Here is a 16,068-nt window from a genome sequence, read left to right as displayed (position 1 = left end):
ACATGGCGGGTCGACACCCCGGAGCAGCGTCGGCAGACTTTGCTATCTATCGCCGAAATTCGCTGCGGACCGGCTCGACGGTCGCCTAGTATCACACCAACCGGCGCACGCGGTCGGCTGCGGCTTGCCAGTTTGCGGGCACTCCGAATCGAAGGTCACCCAAAATGCCCTGTGCGAATGGCCCGCCAGCGACCTAACCCCCGCTGTGTGAAAGCAGCCGCAACCAGCCAGCTTCACAAACTCAGTGACCCAGTGCGCTTTTGGCTTCGGCTCGCCGACACAGGCCCGAAAAGTCCCACATTTCACGACACGCCGAGAAGGCACCGAGCGATCACGGCATCGAGCCGAACCGGTGAAAGACGACGCAAGGAACCTAAGGAGCTGTGAAACAATGGATTTCGCGTTATTGCCGCCCGAAGTCAACTCAGCCCGGATCTACACGGGCCCGGGTCCCGGCTCGCTGCTCGCGGCGGCGGGCAGCTGGGACGCACTGGCTGCCGAGCTGGATACCACTGCCCAGACCTACGAATCGGTGGTTTCGGGCCTGACCACGTTGGATTGGTATGGCCCCGCAGCGGAGTCGATGGCCGCCAAGGTCGCCCCTTATGTGGGTTGGCTCTATGCGACGGCCACCCAGACAAAGCAGACGGCCATGCAAGCCCGGGCCGCGGCGGCGGCCTTCGACCAAGCGTTTGCGATGACCGTGCCACCGCCGGCGATCGCCGCCAACCGCATCCAGCTGATGGCGTTGATCGCCACCAACTTCTTCGGCCAGAACACCGCAGCGATCGCGGCCACCGAGGCGCAGTACACCGAGATGTGGGCACAGGACGCGGCGGCGATGTACGGCTACGCCACCAGCTCGACGGCGGCGGCGCGACTGATGCCGTTCGCTGCGCCGGCGCAGACCACCGATCCGGCGGGGCTCAGTGCCCAAAGCGCCGCCGTCGCCCAGGCCAACGCCAGCGCCGCCACCGACCCGATTTCGCAGCTGGTCGCCGCGGTGTCCCAATCACTGGGAGAACTTCAGGCGTTGCAGGCCACCCTTGTTCCCGAAGACTTCGTCATCCTCGACGGGATATTCGCGGTGTTCGCGGTGTTCAGCGCGATGTCCAACGTCGAGTCGGTCGTCAACGGCGTTATCGGAGACGAGGCCGCCTTGGCGCCGGCGCTGGCCAGCGTGGCAGAGGCGATTCCGGCTGAAGCCGGTTCGGTGCTTGCGGCGGCGCAACAGCCAACCGGTGCCGGATTGGGAACAGCTACGAACGCGGTGCTTGCGAACGTGGGCAAGGCGGGTTCGATCGGGCAACTGTCCGTTCCGGCGAGCTGGGCCGCTCCGGCCACCCGGACGGTCGCGGCATTGTCGCCCGCGGGCTTGACGACGATCCCGGGCACCGAGGAGACGGGCGCAGGTGCGCCTGGTGTTCCGGGTATGGCCGTGCCGGCGCAATCGCGAGCCTCCGGCGTGTTGCCCCGCTACGGGGTGCGGCTCACGGTCATGGCGCACCCACCGGCGGCCGGGTGACTCGGTTAGTCGGGCGGCTAGGGTGGCGGCTCGGCCGGTGCGAAGTTCCAATTGTCTGGGTTCTTCGGCGAATACACGACCGGAAGTACCTGCCCGATGGCCGGCCACTGGCTGACTTCGACCACCATTCGCCGATACACGCTGTGCTCGTTGATGGTTGGGCCGTTGAGGACGCCGGAGATGGTGACAAACTGTTCGCCCGTCTCGTCAGGCCGGGGACTGACGCCGGTCACCAGCAGTGTGCCGCCCGCCAGGGCACCGCGCGGGCCGGGCGGAAAGAACCGCGGCGCAAGGAACACCACCAGTACCGCGACCAAAATGAGCAACACGCCCAATTCCCATCCCATGCCGCCATGGTAGGACTGCTGGCGTGAGTCAGCAGGATCTACTCCTTGCGCTAGCGCTCGCCGACGGTGCGGACGCGGTGACGCGCGCCCGGTTCGGCGCGCTCGACCTGCACGTCGACACCAAGCCCGACCTGACCCCGGTAACCGACGCCGATCGCGCGGTCGAAACCGAGATCCGGGCCGCGCTTGGCCGGGAGCGTCCCGACGACAACATCCTGGGTGAAGAATTCGGCGGAACCCCCATCTTGAGCGGGCGGCAGTGGATCGTCGACCCGATCGACGGAACCAAGAACTTCGTGCGCGGAGTGCCGGTGTGGGCCAGTTTGATCGCCTTGCTCGAGGACGGCGTTCCCGCGGTGGGCGTGGTGAGCGCACCCGCGTTGCAGCGGCGGTGGTGGGCCGCGCACGGCCAGGGTGCGTTTGCCTCAGTTGACGGTGCGCGGCCCTGCCGGCTGTCGGTTTCCTCTGTGGCAGAACTGGATTCGGCGAGTTTGTCGTTCTCGAGTCTGTCGGGCTGGGCACAGCTCGGCTTGCGAAACCGGTTCATCGAGCTGACCGACGCGGTGTGGCGGGTGCGCGCCTACGGGGATTTCCTGTCGTACTGTCTGGTGGCAGAGGGAGCCGTCGACATCGCCGCCGAACCAGAGGTATCGGTGTGGGATCTGGCCGCACTGGACATCCTGGTACGCGAGGCGGGGGGGCGGCTCACCAGCTTGGACGGCGCGCCCGGGCCGCACGGCGGCAGCGCCGTGGCGACCAACGCCCTGCTGCACAACGAGGTTCTGGCCAGGCTCGGCGGGGAGTAGCCTGGCGTCCGAGAATGAGCTCAGCAGCAGACGACCCGTTCACCGTCTCGACCACACACTGGCACCGCCTCGACGACGGCCGGCTCCAGTCCGACGTCTGTCCGCGTGCCTGCAAGCTCCACGAGGGTCAGCGTGGGCTGTGCTTCGTTCGCGGCCGGCGCGCCGACCAGATCGTGCTGACCAGCTACGGACGCTCCAGCGGGTTCTGCGTCGACCCGATCGAGAAGAAGCCGCTCAACCATTTCTTGCCCGGGTCGGCCGTGCTGTCGTTCGGCACCGCGGGATGCAACCTGGCGTGCAAGTTCTGTCAGAACTGGGACATCTCCAAGTCGCGGGAAACCGACACCCTCGCCAGCCGCGCCGGTCCCGGCGACATCGCTCGTGCTGCCGACGAATTGGGTTGTCGCAGTGTGGCGTTTACGTATAACGATCCGACGATATTCTGGGAATACGCCGCCGATGTCGCCGACGCCTGCCACCGGCGGGGCGTCAAAGCGATCGCAGTGACGGCCGGGTACATGTGCCCGGCCCCGCGCGCGGAGTTCTACCGGCATATCGACGCCGCCAACGTCGACGTGAAGGCGTTCACCGAGGACTTCTACCGCAAGGTCTGCGTCGGGCACCTGCACGATGTTCTCGACACCCTCGTCTACCTACGGCACGAGGCCAACATATGGCTGGAAATCACCACCCTGCTGATCCCGGGCCGCAACGACAGCGACGCAGAGCTTGCCGCCGAATGCGCATGGATCCGCGAAAACCTGGGCGTCGACGTGCCGGTGCATTTCACCGCATTCCATCCCGACTACAAGATGACCGACACGCCGCCGACACCGCCGGCCACGCTGCGGCGGGCCCGGCGGATCGGCATCGACGAAGGCTTGCGGTTCGTCTACACCGGAAACGTCGACGACTCCGAGGGCGGCACCACATGCTGCCCGGGATGCGGGGCCGCGGTGGTGGTTCGCGACTGGTATGCGATGCGGCATTACGCCCTGACCGACGACGGACGCTGCCGTGGCTGCGGCTGTGAGTTGGCCGGTGTGTACGACGGCCCCCCGGGCGGTTGGGGTCGGCGTCGGCTTCCGCTGCCCGCCAGCCTGTCAACGGTGTGAAGTAGCTAACGCCCCTAGTTATCTTACTCGAGAGTAAGATATGGTCATCGCACCGCCCCAACGACAGAGGCAAGCTGACATGACCAACACACTTCCCGCTGCCAAAACTGCTTCCAGCCCGCAGGGTCAGCGCACCCGCAACCGCCTGTCCCGACACGGCCGCCAGACCGCAATCGGGACGCAGCCGCACAAACGAAGCGGAATCGACGTGGCGCTGGCCCTCCTGACACCCCTGGTCGGCCAGGAATTTCTGGACAAATACCACCTGCGCGACCCGCTGAACCGAACGTTGCGCTACGGAGCCAAGACCATCTTCTCCACCTCCGGCGCCGCGACCCGGCAGTTCCGGCGGGTGCAGAGCCTCCGTGGCGGCGCGACCCGGCTCAAGGCCAGCGGCAAGGACTACTTCGACCTCACCCCCGACGACGACCAGACGATGATCGTCGAGACCGTGGACGAATTCGCCGCAGAAATCCTGCGACCCGCCGCGCACGACGCCGACGACGCGGCGACCTACCCGCCCGACCTCATCGCCAAGGCCGCCGAGCTGGGCATCACCGCGATCAACATCCCCGAGGACTTCGACGGCATCGCCGAACACCGCTCCAGCGTGACCAATGTGCTGGTGGCCGAGGCACTGGCGTATGGCGACATGGGGCTGGCGTTGCCGATTCTGGCCCCCGGCGGTGTGGCGGCCGCGCTGACCCACTGGGGCAGCGCCGACCAGCAGGCCACCTACCTCACGGAGTTCGCCGGCGAGAACGTTCCGCAGGCGTGTGTGGCCATCGCCGAACCACAGCCGCTGTTCGACCCCACCCGGCTCAAGACCACGGCCACCCGCACCCCGTCCGGGTACCGGCTCGACGGCGTCAAGTCGTTGGTCCCGGCCGCTGCCGCCGCCGAACTGTTCATCATCGGCGCTCAGTTGGGCGGCAAACCGGCTTTGTTCATCGTCGAGTCGTCGGCTACGGGCCTGAGTGTCAAGCCGGACCCGGGTATGGGCGTCCGCGCCGCCGCCCTGGGTCAGGTCGAGCTGAACGGAGTCACCGTCCCGCTGAGCGCGCGCCTGGGTGAGGATGAGGCGAGCGACGGCGACTACTCCGAAGCGATCGCGCTGGCCCGGCTGGGCTGGGCCGCGCTAGCGGTCGGCACCTCACATGCGGTTCTCGACTACGTCGTCCCCTACGTCAAAGAGCGCCAGGCCTTCGGCGAGCCGATCGCGCACCGGCAGGCCGTAGCGTTCATGTGCGCCAACATCGCCATCGAGCTGGACGGACTGCGGCTGATCACCTGGCGCGGCGCGGCGCGCGCCGAGCAGGGCCTGTCCTTCGCCCGCGAGGCCGCGCTGGCCAAGCGGCTCGGCGCCGACAAGGGGATGCAAATCGGCCTGGACGGCGTCCAGCTGTTGGGCGGCCACGGCTTCACCAAGGAGCACCCGGTCGAACGCTGGTACCGCGACCTGCGGGCGATCGGCGTCGCCGAGGGTGTCGTCATTATCTGAGTCGTTATCTGATCCGAGTCGAAAGTCTAGTGATGGCAATCAATCTGGAACTACCACGCAAACTGCAAGCCGTGATGACCATGACGCATCAGGGCGCCGCCGAAATCATGCGGCCGGTCTCGCGCAAATACGATCTGAAAGAGCACACCTACCCGGTCGAACTCGACACCATGATGAGTCTGTTCGAGGGTGTCGCGGACGCCAAATCGGTCGCCTTCGCCGGGGCGGACGCGCTCGGCGACACCGAGTCCACCACCGACAACCACAACGGCGCCAACATGGCCGCGCTGCTGCAGACGCTGGAGGCCTGCTGGGGTGACGTCGCGCTGATGTTGACCGTCCCATACCAGGGGCTGGGCAACGCGGCCATTTCCGCGGTCGCCACCGATGAGCAACTCGAGCGGCTGGGCAAGGTGTGGGCGGCGATGGCCATCACCGAGCCGGGATTCGGATCGGACTCGGCAGCGGTGTCGACGACGGCCACCCTCGACGGCGACGAGTATGTGATCAACGGCGAAAAGATCTTTGTCACCGCCGGATCGCGTGCCACCCATATCGTGGTGTGGGCCAGCCTGGACAAGTCCAAGGGCCGCGCGGCAATCAAGTCGTTCATCGTGCCGCGCGAGCACCCCGGTGTCACGGTCGAACGGCTCGAGCACAAGCTCGGCATCAAGGCGTCCGACACCGCCGTGATCCGCTTTGACAACGCGCGCATTCCTAAGGACAACCTGCTGGGCAACCCCGAAATCCAAGAGGGCAAAGGTTTTTCGGGGGTGATGGAGACCTTCGACAACACCCGCCCCATCGTTGCTGCCATGGCCATCGGGGTCGGCCGCGCGGCGCTGGAGGAGATCCGCAAGATCCTCACCAACGCCGGAGTCCAGATCGACTACGACCGACCCGCGTATGTCCAGAGTGCCGCCGCGGCCGAGTTCCTGCGGATGGAGGCCGAGTGGGAGGCCAGCTATCTGTTGGCGTTGCGGGCGGCCTGGCAGGCCGACAACAACATTCCCAACTCCAAAGAAGCGTCGATGAGCAAGGCCAAGGCCGGCCGGATGGCCAGCGACGTGACGCTGAAGAGTGTCGAATTGGCCGGCACCACCGGCTATTCCGAACAGACGCTGCTGGAGAAGTGGGCTCGCGACTCCAAGATCCTGGACATTTTCGAGGGCACCCAGCAGATCCAGCAGCTGGTGGTTGCCCGTCGGCTGTTGGGCCTGTCGTCGGCCGAGCTCAAGTAGGAGTGCCGAGCGCCACTCACCGCACCACAATGCCTCTTCGAGTAGCGTGCGCGCGTCGACGTCGTAGCGGGCCGCGACTGTCTCGGCGTGCCGCAATAACTGGATTAGACCCGGCATAGCCAAGAGTCAGGGTTTCCCGGTCGCCGTACGGGCCGGTTCTGCAGCGGACGGGCCCGGTCGTCGGCGGCATCTTCGATGCAGGTGCAGGTCACATCCGTGGCCCCAGCCCGGCCAGTTGGTCACAGCGATCATCATGAGAGGGCCAACCATCCATGCCGAGTTCTCTTGCCAAAGCGAGATATCAGGCGCCAATGTCCGCCTCGGTGCTGTGGGCGCCCGCCCGCGGTCACGCTCGCCCCGGCCTGGTAGGCATGTTCGATGCTGTACTGATGTCGCACGGCATGCATTCCGTCGCGCAAGGTGACCTCGCTGAGGTAAGTGTCGTGGATCATGGACAGGTTCCGGCGGTTTGGCTGATGTGATTGACGATGCGTTCGGCGGCAGCCTTGGCCGCCCAAGCCAGGGCCAGGTAATACGCTGCGCCGGCGACTTCCAGCAGCACGGTAACCCGGGCGCTGCACTTGCCGGTCACCGGGACGGACAGTGGATTCTCAGCGGTGACAGTATCGAACTGGACGCGTAGCCGGACACCTAGCTTCTCCCCTGCTCCACCATGGCCTCCGACCGGCCCTCGATCGCGAGGTGGTCGACCTCGTCTACCAGGCAGTACACTTTGTCCGCATCGTAATCGTCGGGTCGGCAGGATTCAGAATGATCAACGCCCGATCGGGCTGAACCCCCTAACGATTTCTAATGCCGCAGAAGGGGTTTCGGTAGGGCTGACCACAATTTTTCGGTCAACGCATTGCCTAAGGTATCCCCAACGCTTCCGCTAAAGGGGCGATGCCGGAGTCGCACAGTCGCTGGGTTGAAAATCAAGCTAACATACTGGCCGGAAATCAATTTCGCTACCAGCGCGGAAGCACAAGCGGCCCTGTTCCGCTACGTGATCATGAAAGGCATTCTTCAGGTAAGAGTGGAATCAGGCCGTCAAGTAACTTGTTGGCGTTGTAGCACACCTCCAAGAGGTAGTAGCGGGCACTTGCACGTGGAGTGAGTTCTTTTGGTGGCCAGTACAGTCCGTGCCATCCGCTGGCCAGGCCCAACGAAAGCTGTTGGCCGGCACGGTTGTTCAGTCGCACGACGTAGCCGGGCTCACCCGCGGTCGTCGCGTCATGAACATTCAATTCGATGCGAGGGTCGCCGACGAGTACACCAGCGCTGAGCGCCCCATAAACCAATTCTGGCAAGATCGATCCGGGACAAGCATCGACTGGGCCAGGCAGGTGGCGCGGCAGATCATCGCCTTCGTTTGCGACCCAGGCCTCGAAGGCATCCTCGTCAATGCTGAAGTGCATGGGGATACCGCGAGCAGCGACCACAAAGGCCGCAACGCCGTGTGGGACAAGGGGTGTGGTGAAAGCGGCGGACATATCGTCTCCAATCTGCGGTTGAGGGGCCTATTCAGATTGGAGGCCCGGGCACCGATAGCGGCGCCGCAGGCTTCACGCAACGCCCACCCGCGACGTTCAACTGCTCCGTCGATGGTTGTCCTCAGGAATCTAGGTCGCTAAGCCTAAATACACAACAAACAACAATAAAATAACCATAAAGTAAGCGGTACTAGAGATGAAATACGCGATATGGCGTAGGTTTAGATCCGCCAACTTAAGTTAAACTCGGCGATGGTTACTGTTAGACCTACGGTCTGCGACCTAAATGTCCCCGACGCGTCTTTCGTGCGTGACATGAAGCGACAGGAGCGGGTTACTAAGCCGGGTTGGGCAACAGATCTTCGTGGACCGTGGATCAGACTCTGAAGACTTAACCGGATACTCATTTGTTCATCGTTTTTTGTCTCTGATTTTGGTGGAGTGTGAAATGACCTTATGGCAGGACATCGGCAGCATTTCGCGGTGCATGTGTCGCGGCGGCGCCAAAACCTCGGGATGACGCTGGTTGATGTCAACCGCAACGGTGGACCTACCGCGCCCACGCTGGCCAAGGCGGAAGCTGGAGCATTAGAGGACCCACGTCCGAGCACCTTGTCGAAGTTCGATGTCGGACTTCGTTGGGTACCCGGTAGCGCAGCTAACACCTACTGGGGCGGTGATGAACCCCGACCTCGAGAGCAAGTCGGTAAGCGCGCGGTGTTGGAGCCTACGGACGGCACCGTGGCGTTGCCCCTTGAGCGCATTTTGGCGATGATGACAACCCAGGCACAGCTCAGTGACGTGCTTGATGGCCACAGCGCCGAACCGATCCCGGCCGGTGAAATCCGACCCATCGTCGACACCCTCAATCAGCACCTGAGCGCCGTCGTCGGTCATTATGTAACTGATTTGCTCGAACGAAACCATGCCACAGACTATCAACCCATGGCGCCGCTACTGGAATACGCATTCGCCGAGTTGCTTTCGGCCCCCGTTTCAGCTGACGATCCTCAGAAACTTGACAAGTTGTACCGACGATGGCTCTTGGGCTACGCAGAAAATATCGACACCGAACTTGAGGCGTCATTTCGGCGAAGACTGCGACGCCGCAGCTACCCACGAGAAGAATCTGGCAAATGACTGACGCCAGCGCCAGCACCCTGACGTTTGCAGCCAAACTTAATAGGCTGTTCAACGTATGTCGGTCGCGAGAGCAACCGGAGCAGTCAGCTGCGGAAGTGGCCAGATCGGTGAGTCAAATCATCGGTCGCACCATCTCTGCCAATCAAATCAGTGCCCTAAGACAAGAGACCGCAGCCCCCGAGCACGACATCGTTCGGGGGCTCGCCACACATTTTGGCGTGTCCGCCGAATACCTCGCCGCAACGGGTGCCCACGCAGAGCATGTGGACAAGCAACTTCGACTATTAGCCGCTGCCCGCGATGCCGGTGTCAAGCGTCTGACTCTGCGGGGTAGCCGAGCCATTGATGCGCTAGGCAATATTGTTGGCGGTGATCGATTAACGTGCCACGAAAGCCGCTAAGTGATCTTCTGCGCATACCGGCGGGGCTATGTGCAAAGCGAGGGTAATTGACCCGCACAGTTGGGCCGGATGGCCCTCGAGCAGATCCGAGCTGTCAGTTAAGCCCAACAGACTTTGCGAGGTTATGCTCACCAAACAGACCGGGGTATCGATCACCTCGGCCTACATGCGCCAGCTGCGCACCCAGATCAAGGCCAACCCGAGCGTGCCGCGACGTACGGGCGCCAAATGCTGCGCCGGTATGCCTGTCTTACCTGATCAACCCTCGGATCGACCACCAGCTAGATGCCCAGCTGAACCTCCTGCCGGAACTACTGACAGTCGGGTGCGTCAGCTGGCGATGCGCGCCGTTGGACCGGCGCCGGAGGCGATCGACAGTTCAATGGACACCGTCGATGGAGCGCGACAACCTCAGCGGCTACCTGCTACCGCTTCGCCGGGTGGGGAATTTTAGATGACGGTACCTGATGGCGAGCTTCTTGCTCTTGCGCGTGCGTTGCCCATCCCGGTTCCCTGGAACAGGGACGTCTTCATTGACAACCTCGCCACTCAAAGAGGTAGGCGCATCCGGCTCATTCCCACCGATACTTCGGCGTTCACCGAAAGCCCCTGTGGGGTGTGGTTAATCCGCGACGACGACGACTTGATCTTTCACCAATCCGGGACGTCTGACTACCACATCGATCAAATCGTCTGCCACGAAGTCGGGCACATGATGTTAGGGCACGGGCTGGACCAGGAAATCGGAACCTATAGGACACTCGACTTCGATCCATGGCGCAAAGTGCTACCCGATATCGACCCGGCAACCGTGCATGCGATATTGACGCGAAAGGATTACGGTAGCGGCCAAGAACGCGACGCCGAAATGTTCGCAAACATGCTGATGATCGCCGCCGCTGAAGCCAGTGAGCGCTCATCAGCCATGATGAGTAGCGTCTTCTTCTCGCGGGCGACATAATGACACCTTCCACCGTGCCCGGCATTATTGCTTGGCCTTTAATCGTGTTTATGACTGCGGTGCTGATCGGGCGCTATCGATGGTGCAACCATAACCTCTATGAGAAATATTTCAATCGTACGTTGACATTTCTCCTGGTTGCGCAGATCTTACGTGAGCACCTCGTGCAAAACATACTCGTTGGAACAGCCTTCATGACTTCGCCTGGCATGTGGCAATTAGGTAGTGCTGCGTTGGCCTACAGCTTTACCGAATTCATCGGGTTCACCCTCTTATGGTCGGGCAATTCCGAAGTCGATACTCGCCGCAAACACCGGTACTATCGCGTGGCGTCCGTGTTCTTTGCCGCTGGGTTGTTCATCTCTGGTAGTCGCGCTCGACTCAACTCAGTCTCCTTTGAGTTAATGCACGGCTGGGGCTCCATGGTGAACTTGAGTTGCATGACAGCCATGTTGTTGGTCTTAGCGACGCAAGTGATACGGAATTCGCTTCGCGAGTTGCATCGCCTCAGCAGGCGGCGTGAACGCTGGGTTGCGCTGAACACCCTGTCGATGGGAATAGTTGGGGTTGGGATCGTGCTCCACGAGTTCGTCTTGCACACTCTTGACCAGCTTGGCTGGACGAACACCGCGGCCTACCGACAGGAGACTCACCAGGCCGGCTTGTTCTTCGCGATATCGGCCCCGTTCGTGGTCGCTGCTGTCCCGCTTGCGATGAAGCTAATCTGCTCACTCGGACTAGATCCGATCAGCCGCAGCTGGTGCCAATTGCAGCCGCTGCGACAGGCCATGAGAGCCGTTGCTCCAGAATGCATCTTCGGTTTTGCCGATGAGCCGGGGCGGGGAAAGTCGGCGCTGCAGCTGCACCACACCGTCATCGAGATCCGCGACGCTATCTTGCGACTTCGCCCCTACGTCCGTGCAATACCCGCCCATGATCTGAGCTGTTTCCTTGGCGGGCCCAACGCGGTACCGCCGCGCGATCATGGCTCTGCGCTGGCAGCCCTTCGCCTGGTTTACGCGGCGAGAGCCAAAGCTGCAAGCAGCACGGTGGATGATCACCTCGATGTCGACTCAGCAGCGATCGTCGCGTCGCGAGCGGCAACCCTTGAAGAAGAAGCAGCCGAATTAATCAGGCTGGCGAAATGGTGGCCTACCGCTTGCGCGGCAACTGAATCCGCGGCCAATACGAAAGCGAGCTCGGCAATATGACACCACTGACTGCTACGCCTATCCCGCACCCTCGCTTTCGGCTGCCAGTCCTCGGTGATGTCTTCACGATCGACTTCGCCAGCCCGGTCCTGGGAACGACCGACAAATTGCGCAAGTCCGACGGCGGGATCTTGCAGCAACGCATCTTCGGTCTGTCAGCAATCGCGCTCGCCGACACTGCCCTGATCGAGGAGGTGAATAACGAAACCCGGTGGCGAAAGCACGTCGGACCACTCGTCGACAAGTTGCGTCTCACGCTAGGCGACGGTCTGTTCACCGCCTACAACGATGAACCCAACTGGCATAAGGCCCACAACATCTTGATGCCAGCGTTCACCAAGGCAGCGATGAAGAATTACCACGACAGCATTACTGACACCGTGCGAGAACTCATCGAGGCATGGAACACTTACGACGCCAAGCAATCCTGGATCGAGATCCCCGTCCAAGCCAACCGGCTCACCGTGGAAATCATCGCGCGAGCCGGGTTAAGTCACTCTTTTGGCAACCTCAGCGACCCTGCGGAGAACGCGCTTAGTGCGGCGATCACACGTGAATTAGGCTATGTCCGACGTGCTATGCGTGTCGATCCGATACCCTTCTACACCAAACTCTTCGGGAAGAAGCGCTATCTACAGCACTTGGCGGATATGGAATTCATCCGTGGTCTCGTCTGCGAGATTGTGGAGTCGCGCCGGCGCGACCCGTACGCAGGCCAGCGCCAGGACATGCTCGACATCATGCTCCACAGCGCTGATCCCGATACCGGTGAACTGCTCGACGCCGACAACATTGTCGCCCAGATGCTCACGCTGATGGCCGCCGGTAGTGAAACCTCGGCCAACGCAATATCGTTCGCGCTGTACTATCTGTCCACTAACCCCGACGTGGCCGCCAAGGCCCAAGCTGAGATCGACCAACGCTGGCGCGACCCCGACATTCCCAACATCGAATTCGACGACATCGCCAAGTTGCGGTACCTGCGCCGCGTGGTCGACGAAACTTTGCGGCTATGGCCCGTCGCGCCGGGTTACTACCGTCAAGCTCGATGTGACACAACGCTTGGTAATGGAAAATACAGCTTTCGGCAAGGGGATTGGGTGGCGGTCGTCCTGTTAGCCGCTCATCGCTCCTCGGCCTGGGGTTCGGACGCCGACGAATTTGACCCGGACCGCTTCCTGCCCGAGAATTTGCGCCAATTGCCGCCGCATATTTACAAGCCTTTCGGTACTGGTCCCAGGGCCTGCATTGGTCGTCAATTCGCACTGCACGAGATCGTGTTGACACTGGCCACGATCTTGCATCAATACGACCTGGAGGCTAAGTCGGGATATGAACTCAAGATTGCTGAAACCCTGACCCTCAAGCCGGCCGGCTTCCAGCTGCGCCTGCACCCACGCCGCCGCGTTGGCGACCGGCGATAGGCATTGCCGATGCGCTTACCTGCTGTGCCACTGCCGCTGTCGGTAGCCCGCGTCCTTATCGGTGCTCGAAGCCGTGTGTTGGATCTCGCTGATGCTGCGGTGCCTGGAGAGATCGCACTTTTTTTGGACATCGCGTTGGGGCTGCAGAGGACGAAGATCGCGGGTGCGCTCGTCTCCTCGGGGTTGGCCGATGCTCTCGGCAAGGATCCACGTTATCCAGTCGAATTGGCACACGAACTGGGACTAGACCCAGATGTGACGATCAGAATCGTCAACACCGCGATCACGTTGCGATTGATAAAGAAGGACCGTAAGGGACGTGTGCGCATGACAAAGATCGGCGCACCGCTAAGCCACCAACACCCCAATTCGGTGGCCTCCTGGGTTGCATACTGCGCAGATGCCGACACCGCGGCGGTATATGCGCACCTCGACGCGCAGCTGCGCGAGGGCGCCCAACCCTCGGGATACCAGAGGTCGTTCGGCAAGTCGTTATGGGATTACTTCGGCGACCGCCCAGACATGGGCACGACATTCGCAAATGCAATGCGCCAGCTCACTGAGTTCGACGTTGCCGGTATCGTGCGCGCATATCCATGGCCACGCCGTGGAATCATCTGCGATGTCGCTGGAGGCGTCGGGCACGTGCTTGCGGCCATCCTCGAACATCGGCCTGACGCTCGTGGCGTTCTGCTCGATTCACCTGAGGTGATCAAGCAAGCAGAAGAATTTCTGCGGCATCGAGGGTTGGATGACCGGATCGAGTGTCGCGCCGGTGATCTGTTCGGTCAGCTGGATGCTCGAGCTGACGTCTACACGATGAAGTGGATCCTGCACGACTGGAGCGACGATGCCTGTCGCGACATCCTCACACGGGTCCGCGCCACCATGCCGTCCGGTTCCAAGCTGGTTACGATCGATCTGCACCACGAATCAAGCCGCCCAAACGCGGTGACAGCAATGCTCGACGCGCACATGCTTACCACCTGCGAGGGCGGTCGGGAACGTTCACCGCGGCAGGTGCAGAGTCTGATGCGTGACGCTGGGCTAATACCCGGACGAGTCCGCCACTTCGGGCCGACGATGCTGGTCGAGGCCATCGCCCCGTAAGAAGCGGGGCAACGTTGACCGAAGGTGGGCATACGGTGAGTGAGTCCGCCTTGATTTGGACCCGACGAGAGCATTCACGTGAGGTGATTGGCGGGTGAGCGGTTTAGTCAGGAAGCTAGCGGCTAGGCTGTCAATTCCCCCCGGCGGTGCACGCGACCCCGAGCCGTTCGGCATGCGCCAGCCCGTCGGACTCCGGATCGGTGGCGGCCATCGCCGCCATGGCGAGTGGACCGTCGCCGCGCAGGATCTTGATCATCAGGTCGGTGCCGATGTTGCCCGAGCCGATGATGGCCACCGGCCACTTCGCTGGTGTGGTCACGCTCTTCCTCAGGTGAAGGTCAGCGACACCGTGCCCAGACCGCCGATGGTGGCGCAGGCGTGATCGCCGGGTTGGACGAATGCCGCGGTGGTAAATGACCCGGACATGACGAACTCTCCGGGCCCGATCTCGGTGCCAAAGGGGCTCAGCGCATTGGCCAGCCAGGCGACCGCCTCCGCCGGGTCGCCCATCACCGCCGAGCCGGTGCCCGTGTCGATCTCAGTTCCGTTGAGCGACAGCGACGCCTGTGCGTCAGCCAAGGCAGGACTGTCGGCGTACGTCACCCAGTCACCGAGCACGACGGCCCCGGAGCTGGCGTTGTCGGCGACCGTGTCGGGCAAGGTCAGCGCCCAATTGGCGATCCGGCTGTCCACGATCTCTAGAGCGGCGGCCACCGCCTCGGTCGCGGCGCGGACGTCGGCGGCGGTAACCCCGGGTCCGCTTAACGGCTCCCGCAACAGGAACGCGACCTCTGGTTCGACCCGCGGCGCGCAGAACCTTGCGGCCGGGACGGTTGTGCCGGCCACAACCATGTCGTCGAGTAGGTAACCGAAGTCGGGCTCGTCGACGCCGAGCAGGATCTGCATCGGTTCGGACGTCAGGCCGATCTTGTGGCCAACCACCCTGCGTCCCTCACGCAGCCGCCGGGACAGGTTGGCTTGCTGGATGGCGTACGCCTCGACAACGCCGAGGCCGGGGTAGCGCGCGCTGAGGGGACCGATCGGCGCCCGGCCCAGCTGCGCGGCGTGCAGCAGCTCGGCGGCCTCGTCAACCTGAATCATGCTCAGTTTCATCGCTTCTTCCGTTCTTCGACGAACCGACGGGCCATGTCGTAGATCGCGCGCGCGTGCAACTCGAACAGCGCTACGAGATCGACCGCGTCGCCGCCAACCTCTTTCGCGATGAACAGTCCGTCCGCGCCGGCCATCGCGTACGTCGCCACCTGATGGGCGTGCGCGTCGGTCAACCCGGGTGTGAATTCCCGGAAGTTCTGCACCAATTGCCCGAATGCCTGGGCACGGACCTGCAGGAACATCGTGCGGGCGCGCGGTTCGGTGGGCCGGCGTTCCAGCGCGAGCATGAGACCGAGCCGAATGAAGTCCGGCGCATCCAGCAACGCCTTGGCTATCTGAGTGGCCAATCCCTGGAACCGCTCTTCCGCGGTGCCGCTCTCCGGTGCGCCCCATGCCGATTCCCAGGCGCCGAAACTGCGCTCGATGACGGCGGCAATCAGGTCGTCCTTGTCCTTGAAGTGCCAGTAGATGGAGCTGGCGGGCAGCCCGCACTTGGCGCTCACCAGCGCGATGCTGGTGCCCTCGTAGCCGCGTTCGGCCGCAATCTCGGTGGCCGCGTCAAGGATTCGTGCGCGCGATAGCTCACCATCGGCGCGGCCGCGCCGGGGCTTCGCGGCCTTGGGCTCCTTGCTCTTGGCCATCGAATCTCCTTGATATCGGATCTTGACTATGTAGTG

The 16,068-nt window shown here is 62.8% G+C and carries 16 protein-coding genes and 2 pseudogenes; 11 read left to right on the top strand and 7 right to left on the bottom strand.

The window, feature by feature from the left end; genetic code table 11:
• Positions 1–391: 391 nt before the first annotated feature.
• Complete coding sequence (locus EET13_RS07575; RefSeq protein WP_122441697.1) at positions 392–1,525, top strand: PPE family protein; 1,134 nt, start codon at positions 392–394, stop codon at positions 1,523–1,525.
• Positions 1,526–1,542: 17 nt separating this feature from the next.
• Here the strand turns inward: EET13_RS07575 and EET13_RS07570 are convergent, their stop codons facing one another.
• On the bottom strand, positions 1,543–1,872 hold the full coding sequence (locus tag EET13_RS07570) for a hypothetical protein (RefSeq protein ID WP_122441696.1): 330 nt from the start codon (positions 1,870–1,872) through the stop codon (positions 1,543–1,545).
• 23 nt (positions 1,873–1,895) lie between these two features.
• Between EET13_RS07570 and hisN the strand changes: the two genes are divergently transcribed.
• The 4 genes from hisN (at position 1,896) to EET13_RS07550 (ending at position 6,535) form a co-directional block, all read left to right on the top strand.
• Entirely contained in the window at positions 1,896–2,678 is a 783-nt protein-coding gene (gene hisN / locus EET13_RS07565) for a histidinol-phosphatase (protein ID WP_122441695.1), read from the top strand.
• Between the two features lie 14 nt (positions 2,679–2,692).
• Complete coding sequence (gene amrS / locus EET13_RS07560) at positions 2,693–3,793, top strand: AmmeMemoRadiSam system radical SAM enzyme (RefSeq protein WP_122441694.1); 1,101 nt, start codon at positions 2,693–2,695, stop codon at positions 3,791–3,793.
• Positions 3,794–3,872: 79 nt separating this feature from the next.
• Positions 3,873–5,294 (top strand): acyl-CoA dehydrogenase family protein, encoded by a 1,422-nt coding sequence (locus EET13_RS07555; protein ID WP_122441693.1) that lies wholly within the window; start codon positions 3,873–3,875, stop codon positions 5,292–5,294.
• A 32-nt stretch (positions 5,295–5,326) separates the two neighbouring features.
• The gene (locus EET13_RS07550; RefSeq protein ID WP_122441692.1) at positions 5,327–6,535 is read left to right on the top strand and encodes an acyl-CoA dehydrogenase family protein; all 1,209 of its coding nucleotides are present in this window, start codon (positions 5,327–5,329) and stop codon (positions 6,533–6,535) included.
• 30 nt (positions 6,536–6,565) lie between these two features.
• Here the strand turns inward: EET13_RS07550 and EET13_RS32715 are convergent.
• The 3 genes and pseudogenes from EET13_RS32715 to EET13_RS07540 form a co-directional block, all read right to left on the bottom strand.
• A pseudogene (locus tag EET13_RS32715) lies at positions 6,566–6,790 on the bottom strand (4-hydroxy-2-oxovalerate aldolase); the annotation flags it as partial.
• Between the two features lie 193 nt (positions 6,791–6,983).
• Complete coding sequence (locus tag EET13_RS30235) at positions 6,984–7,127, bottom strand: hypothetical protein (protein ID WP_168991075.1); 144 nt, start codon at positions 7,125–7,127, stop codon at positions 6,984–6,986.
• Between the two features lie 418 nt (positions 7,128–7,545).
• Positions 7,546–8,028 (bottom strand): hypothetical protein, encoded by a 483-nt coding sequence (locus tag EET13_RS07540; RefSeq protein WP_136623131.1) that lies wholly within the window; start codon positions 8,026–8,028, stop codon positions 7,546–7,548.
• Between the two features lie 516 nt (positions 8,029–8,544).
• Here EET13_RS07540 and EET13_RS07535 point away from each other — a divergent pair.
• The 6 genes from EET13_RS07535 to EET13_RS07515 all read left to right on the top strand — a co-directional run bounded on the left by EET13_RS07535 (position 8,545) and on the right by EET13_RS07515 (position 14,278).
• Positions 8,545–9,168: a hypothetical protein gene (locus EET13_RS07535; protein ID WP_136623130.1), complete on the top strand. Its 624-nt coding sequence runs from the start codon at positions 8,545–8,547 to the stop codon at positions 9,166–9,168.
• Positions 9,165–9,572, top strand: a complete 408-nt coding sequence (locus EET13_RS29860) for a hypothetical protein (RefSeq protein ID WP_136623129.1) — start codon at positions 9,165–9,167, stop codon at positions 9,570–9,572. Before EET13_RS07535 ends, EET13_RS29860 begins: the two co-directional genes overlap by 4 nt.
• Before the next feature lie 454 nt (positions 9,573–10,026).
• Complete coding sequence (locus EET13_RS07530) at positions 10,027–10,533, top strand: hypothetical protein (RefSeq protein WP_122441689.1); 507 nt, start codon at positions 10,027–10,029, stop codon at positions 10,531–10,533.
• A gap of 50 nt (positions 10,534–10,583) precedes the next feature.
• Complete coding sequence (locus tag EET13_RS07525; RefSeq protein WP_122441688.1) at positions 10,584–11,744, top strand: DUF6545 domain-containing protein; 1,161 nt, start codon at positions 10,584–10,586, stop codon at positions 11,742–11,744.
• A complete protein-coding gene (locus tag EET13_RS07520) occupies positions 11,741–13,168 on the top strand; it encodes a cytochrome P450 (protein ID WP_122441687.1) in 1,428 nt (475 codons plus the stop codon). The genes EET13_RS07525 and EET13_RS07520 overlap by 4 nt, the downstream gene beginning before the upstream one ends.
• A gap of 99 nt (positions 13,169–13,267) precedes the next feature.
• On the top strand, positions 13,268–14,278 hold the full coding sequence (locus EET13_RS07515) for a methyltransferase (RefSeq protein WP_168991246.1): 1,011 nt from the start codon (positions 13,268–13,270) through the stop codon (positions 14,276–14,278).
• A gap of 136 nt (positions 14,279–14,414) precedes the next feature.
• Here EET13_RS07515 and EET13_RS07510 read toward each other — a convergent pair.
• From EET13_RS07510 to EET13_RS07500, 3 genes and pseudogenes are all read right to left on the bottom strand, one after another.
• Positions 14,415–14,573, bottom strand: a pseudogene (locus tag EET13_RS07510) (acetaldehyde dehydrogenase (acetylating)); the annotation flags it as partial.
• 32 nt (positions 14,574–14,605) lie between these two features.
• Positions 14,606–15,391, bottom strand: coding sequence for a 2-keto-4-pentenoate hydratase (locus EET13_RS07505; protein ID WP_122441685.1), 786 nt, complete (start codon positions 15,389–15,391; stop codon positions 14,606–14,608).
• Positions 15,388–16,032 (bottom strand): TetR/AcrR family transcriptional regulator, encoded by a 645-nt coding sequence (locus tag EET13_RS07500; RefSeq protein WP_122441684.1) that lies wholly within the window; start codon positions 16,030–16,032, stop codon positions 15,388–15,390. The genes EET13_RS07505 and EET13_RS07500 overlap by 4 nt, the downstream gene beginning before the upstream one ends.
• Positions 16,033–16,068 lie beyond the last annotated feature (36 nt).

It is taken from the genome of Mycobacterium attenuatum (assembly GCF_900566085.1).
Taxonomy (GTDB): domain Bacteria; phylum Actinomycetota; class Actinomycetes; order Mycobacteriales; family Mycobacteriaceae; genus Mycobacterium; species Mycobacterium attenuatum.
This window is presented reverse-complemented; position numbering and strand designations above follow the sequence as displayed.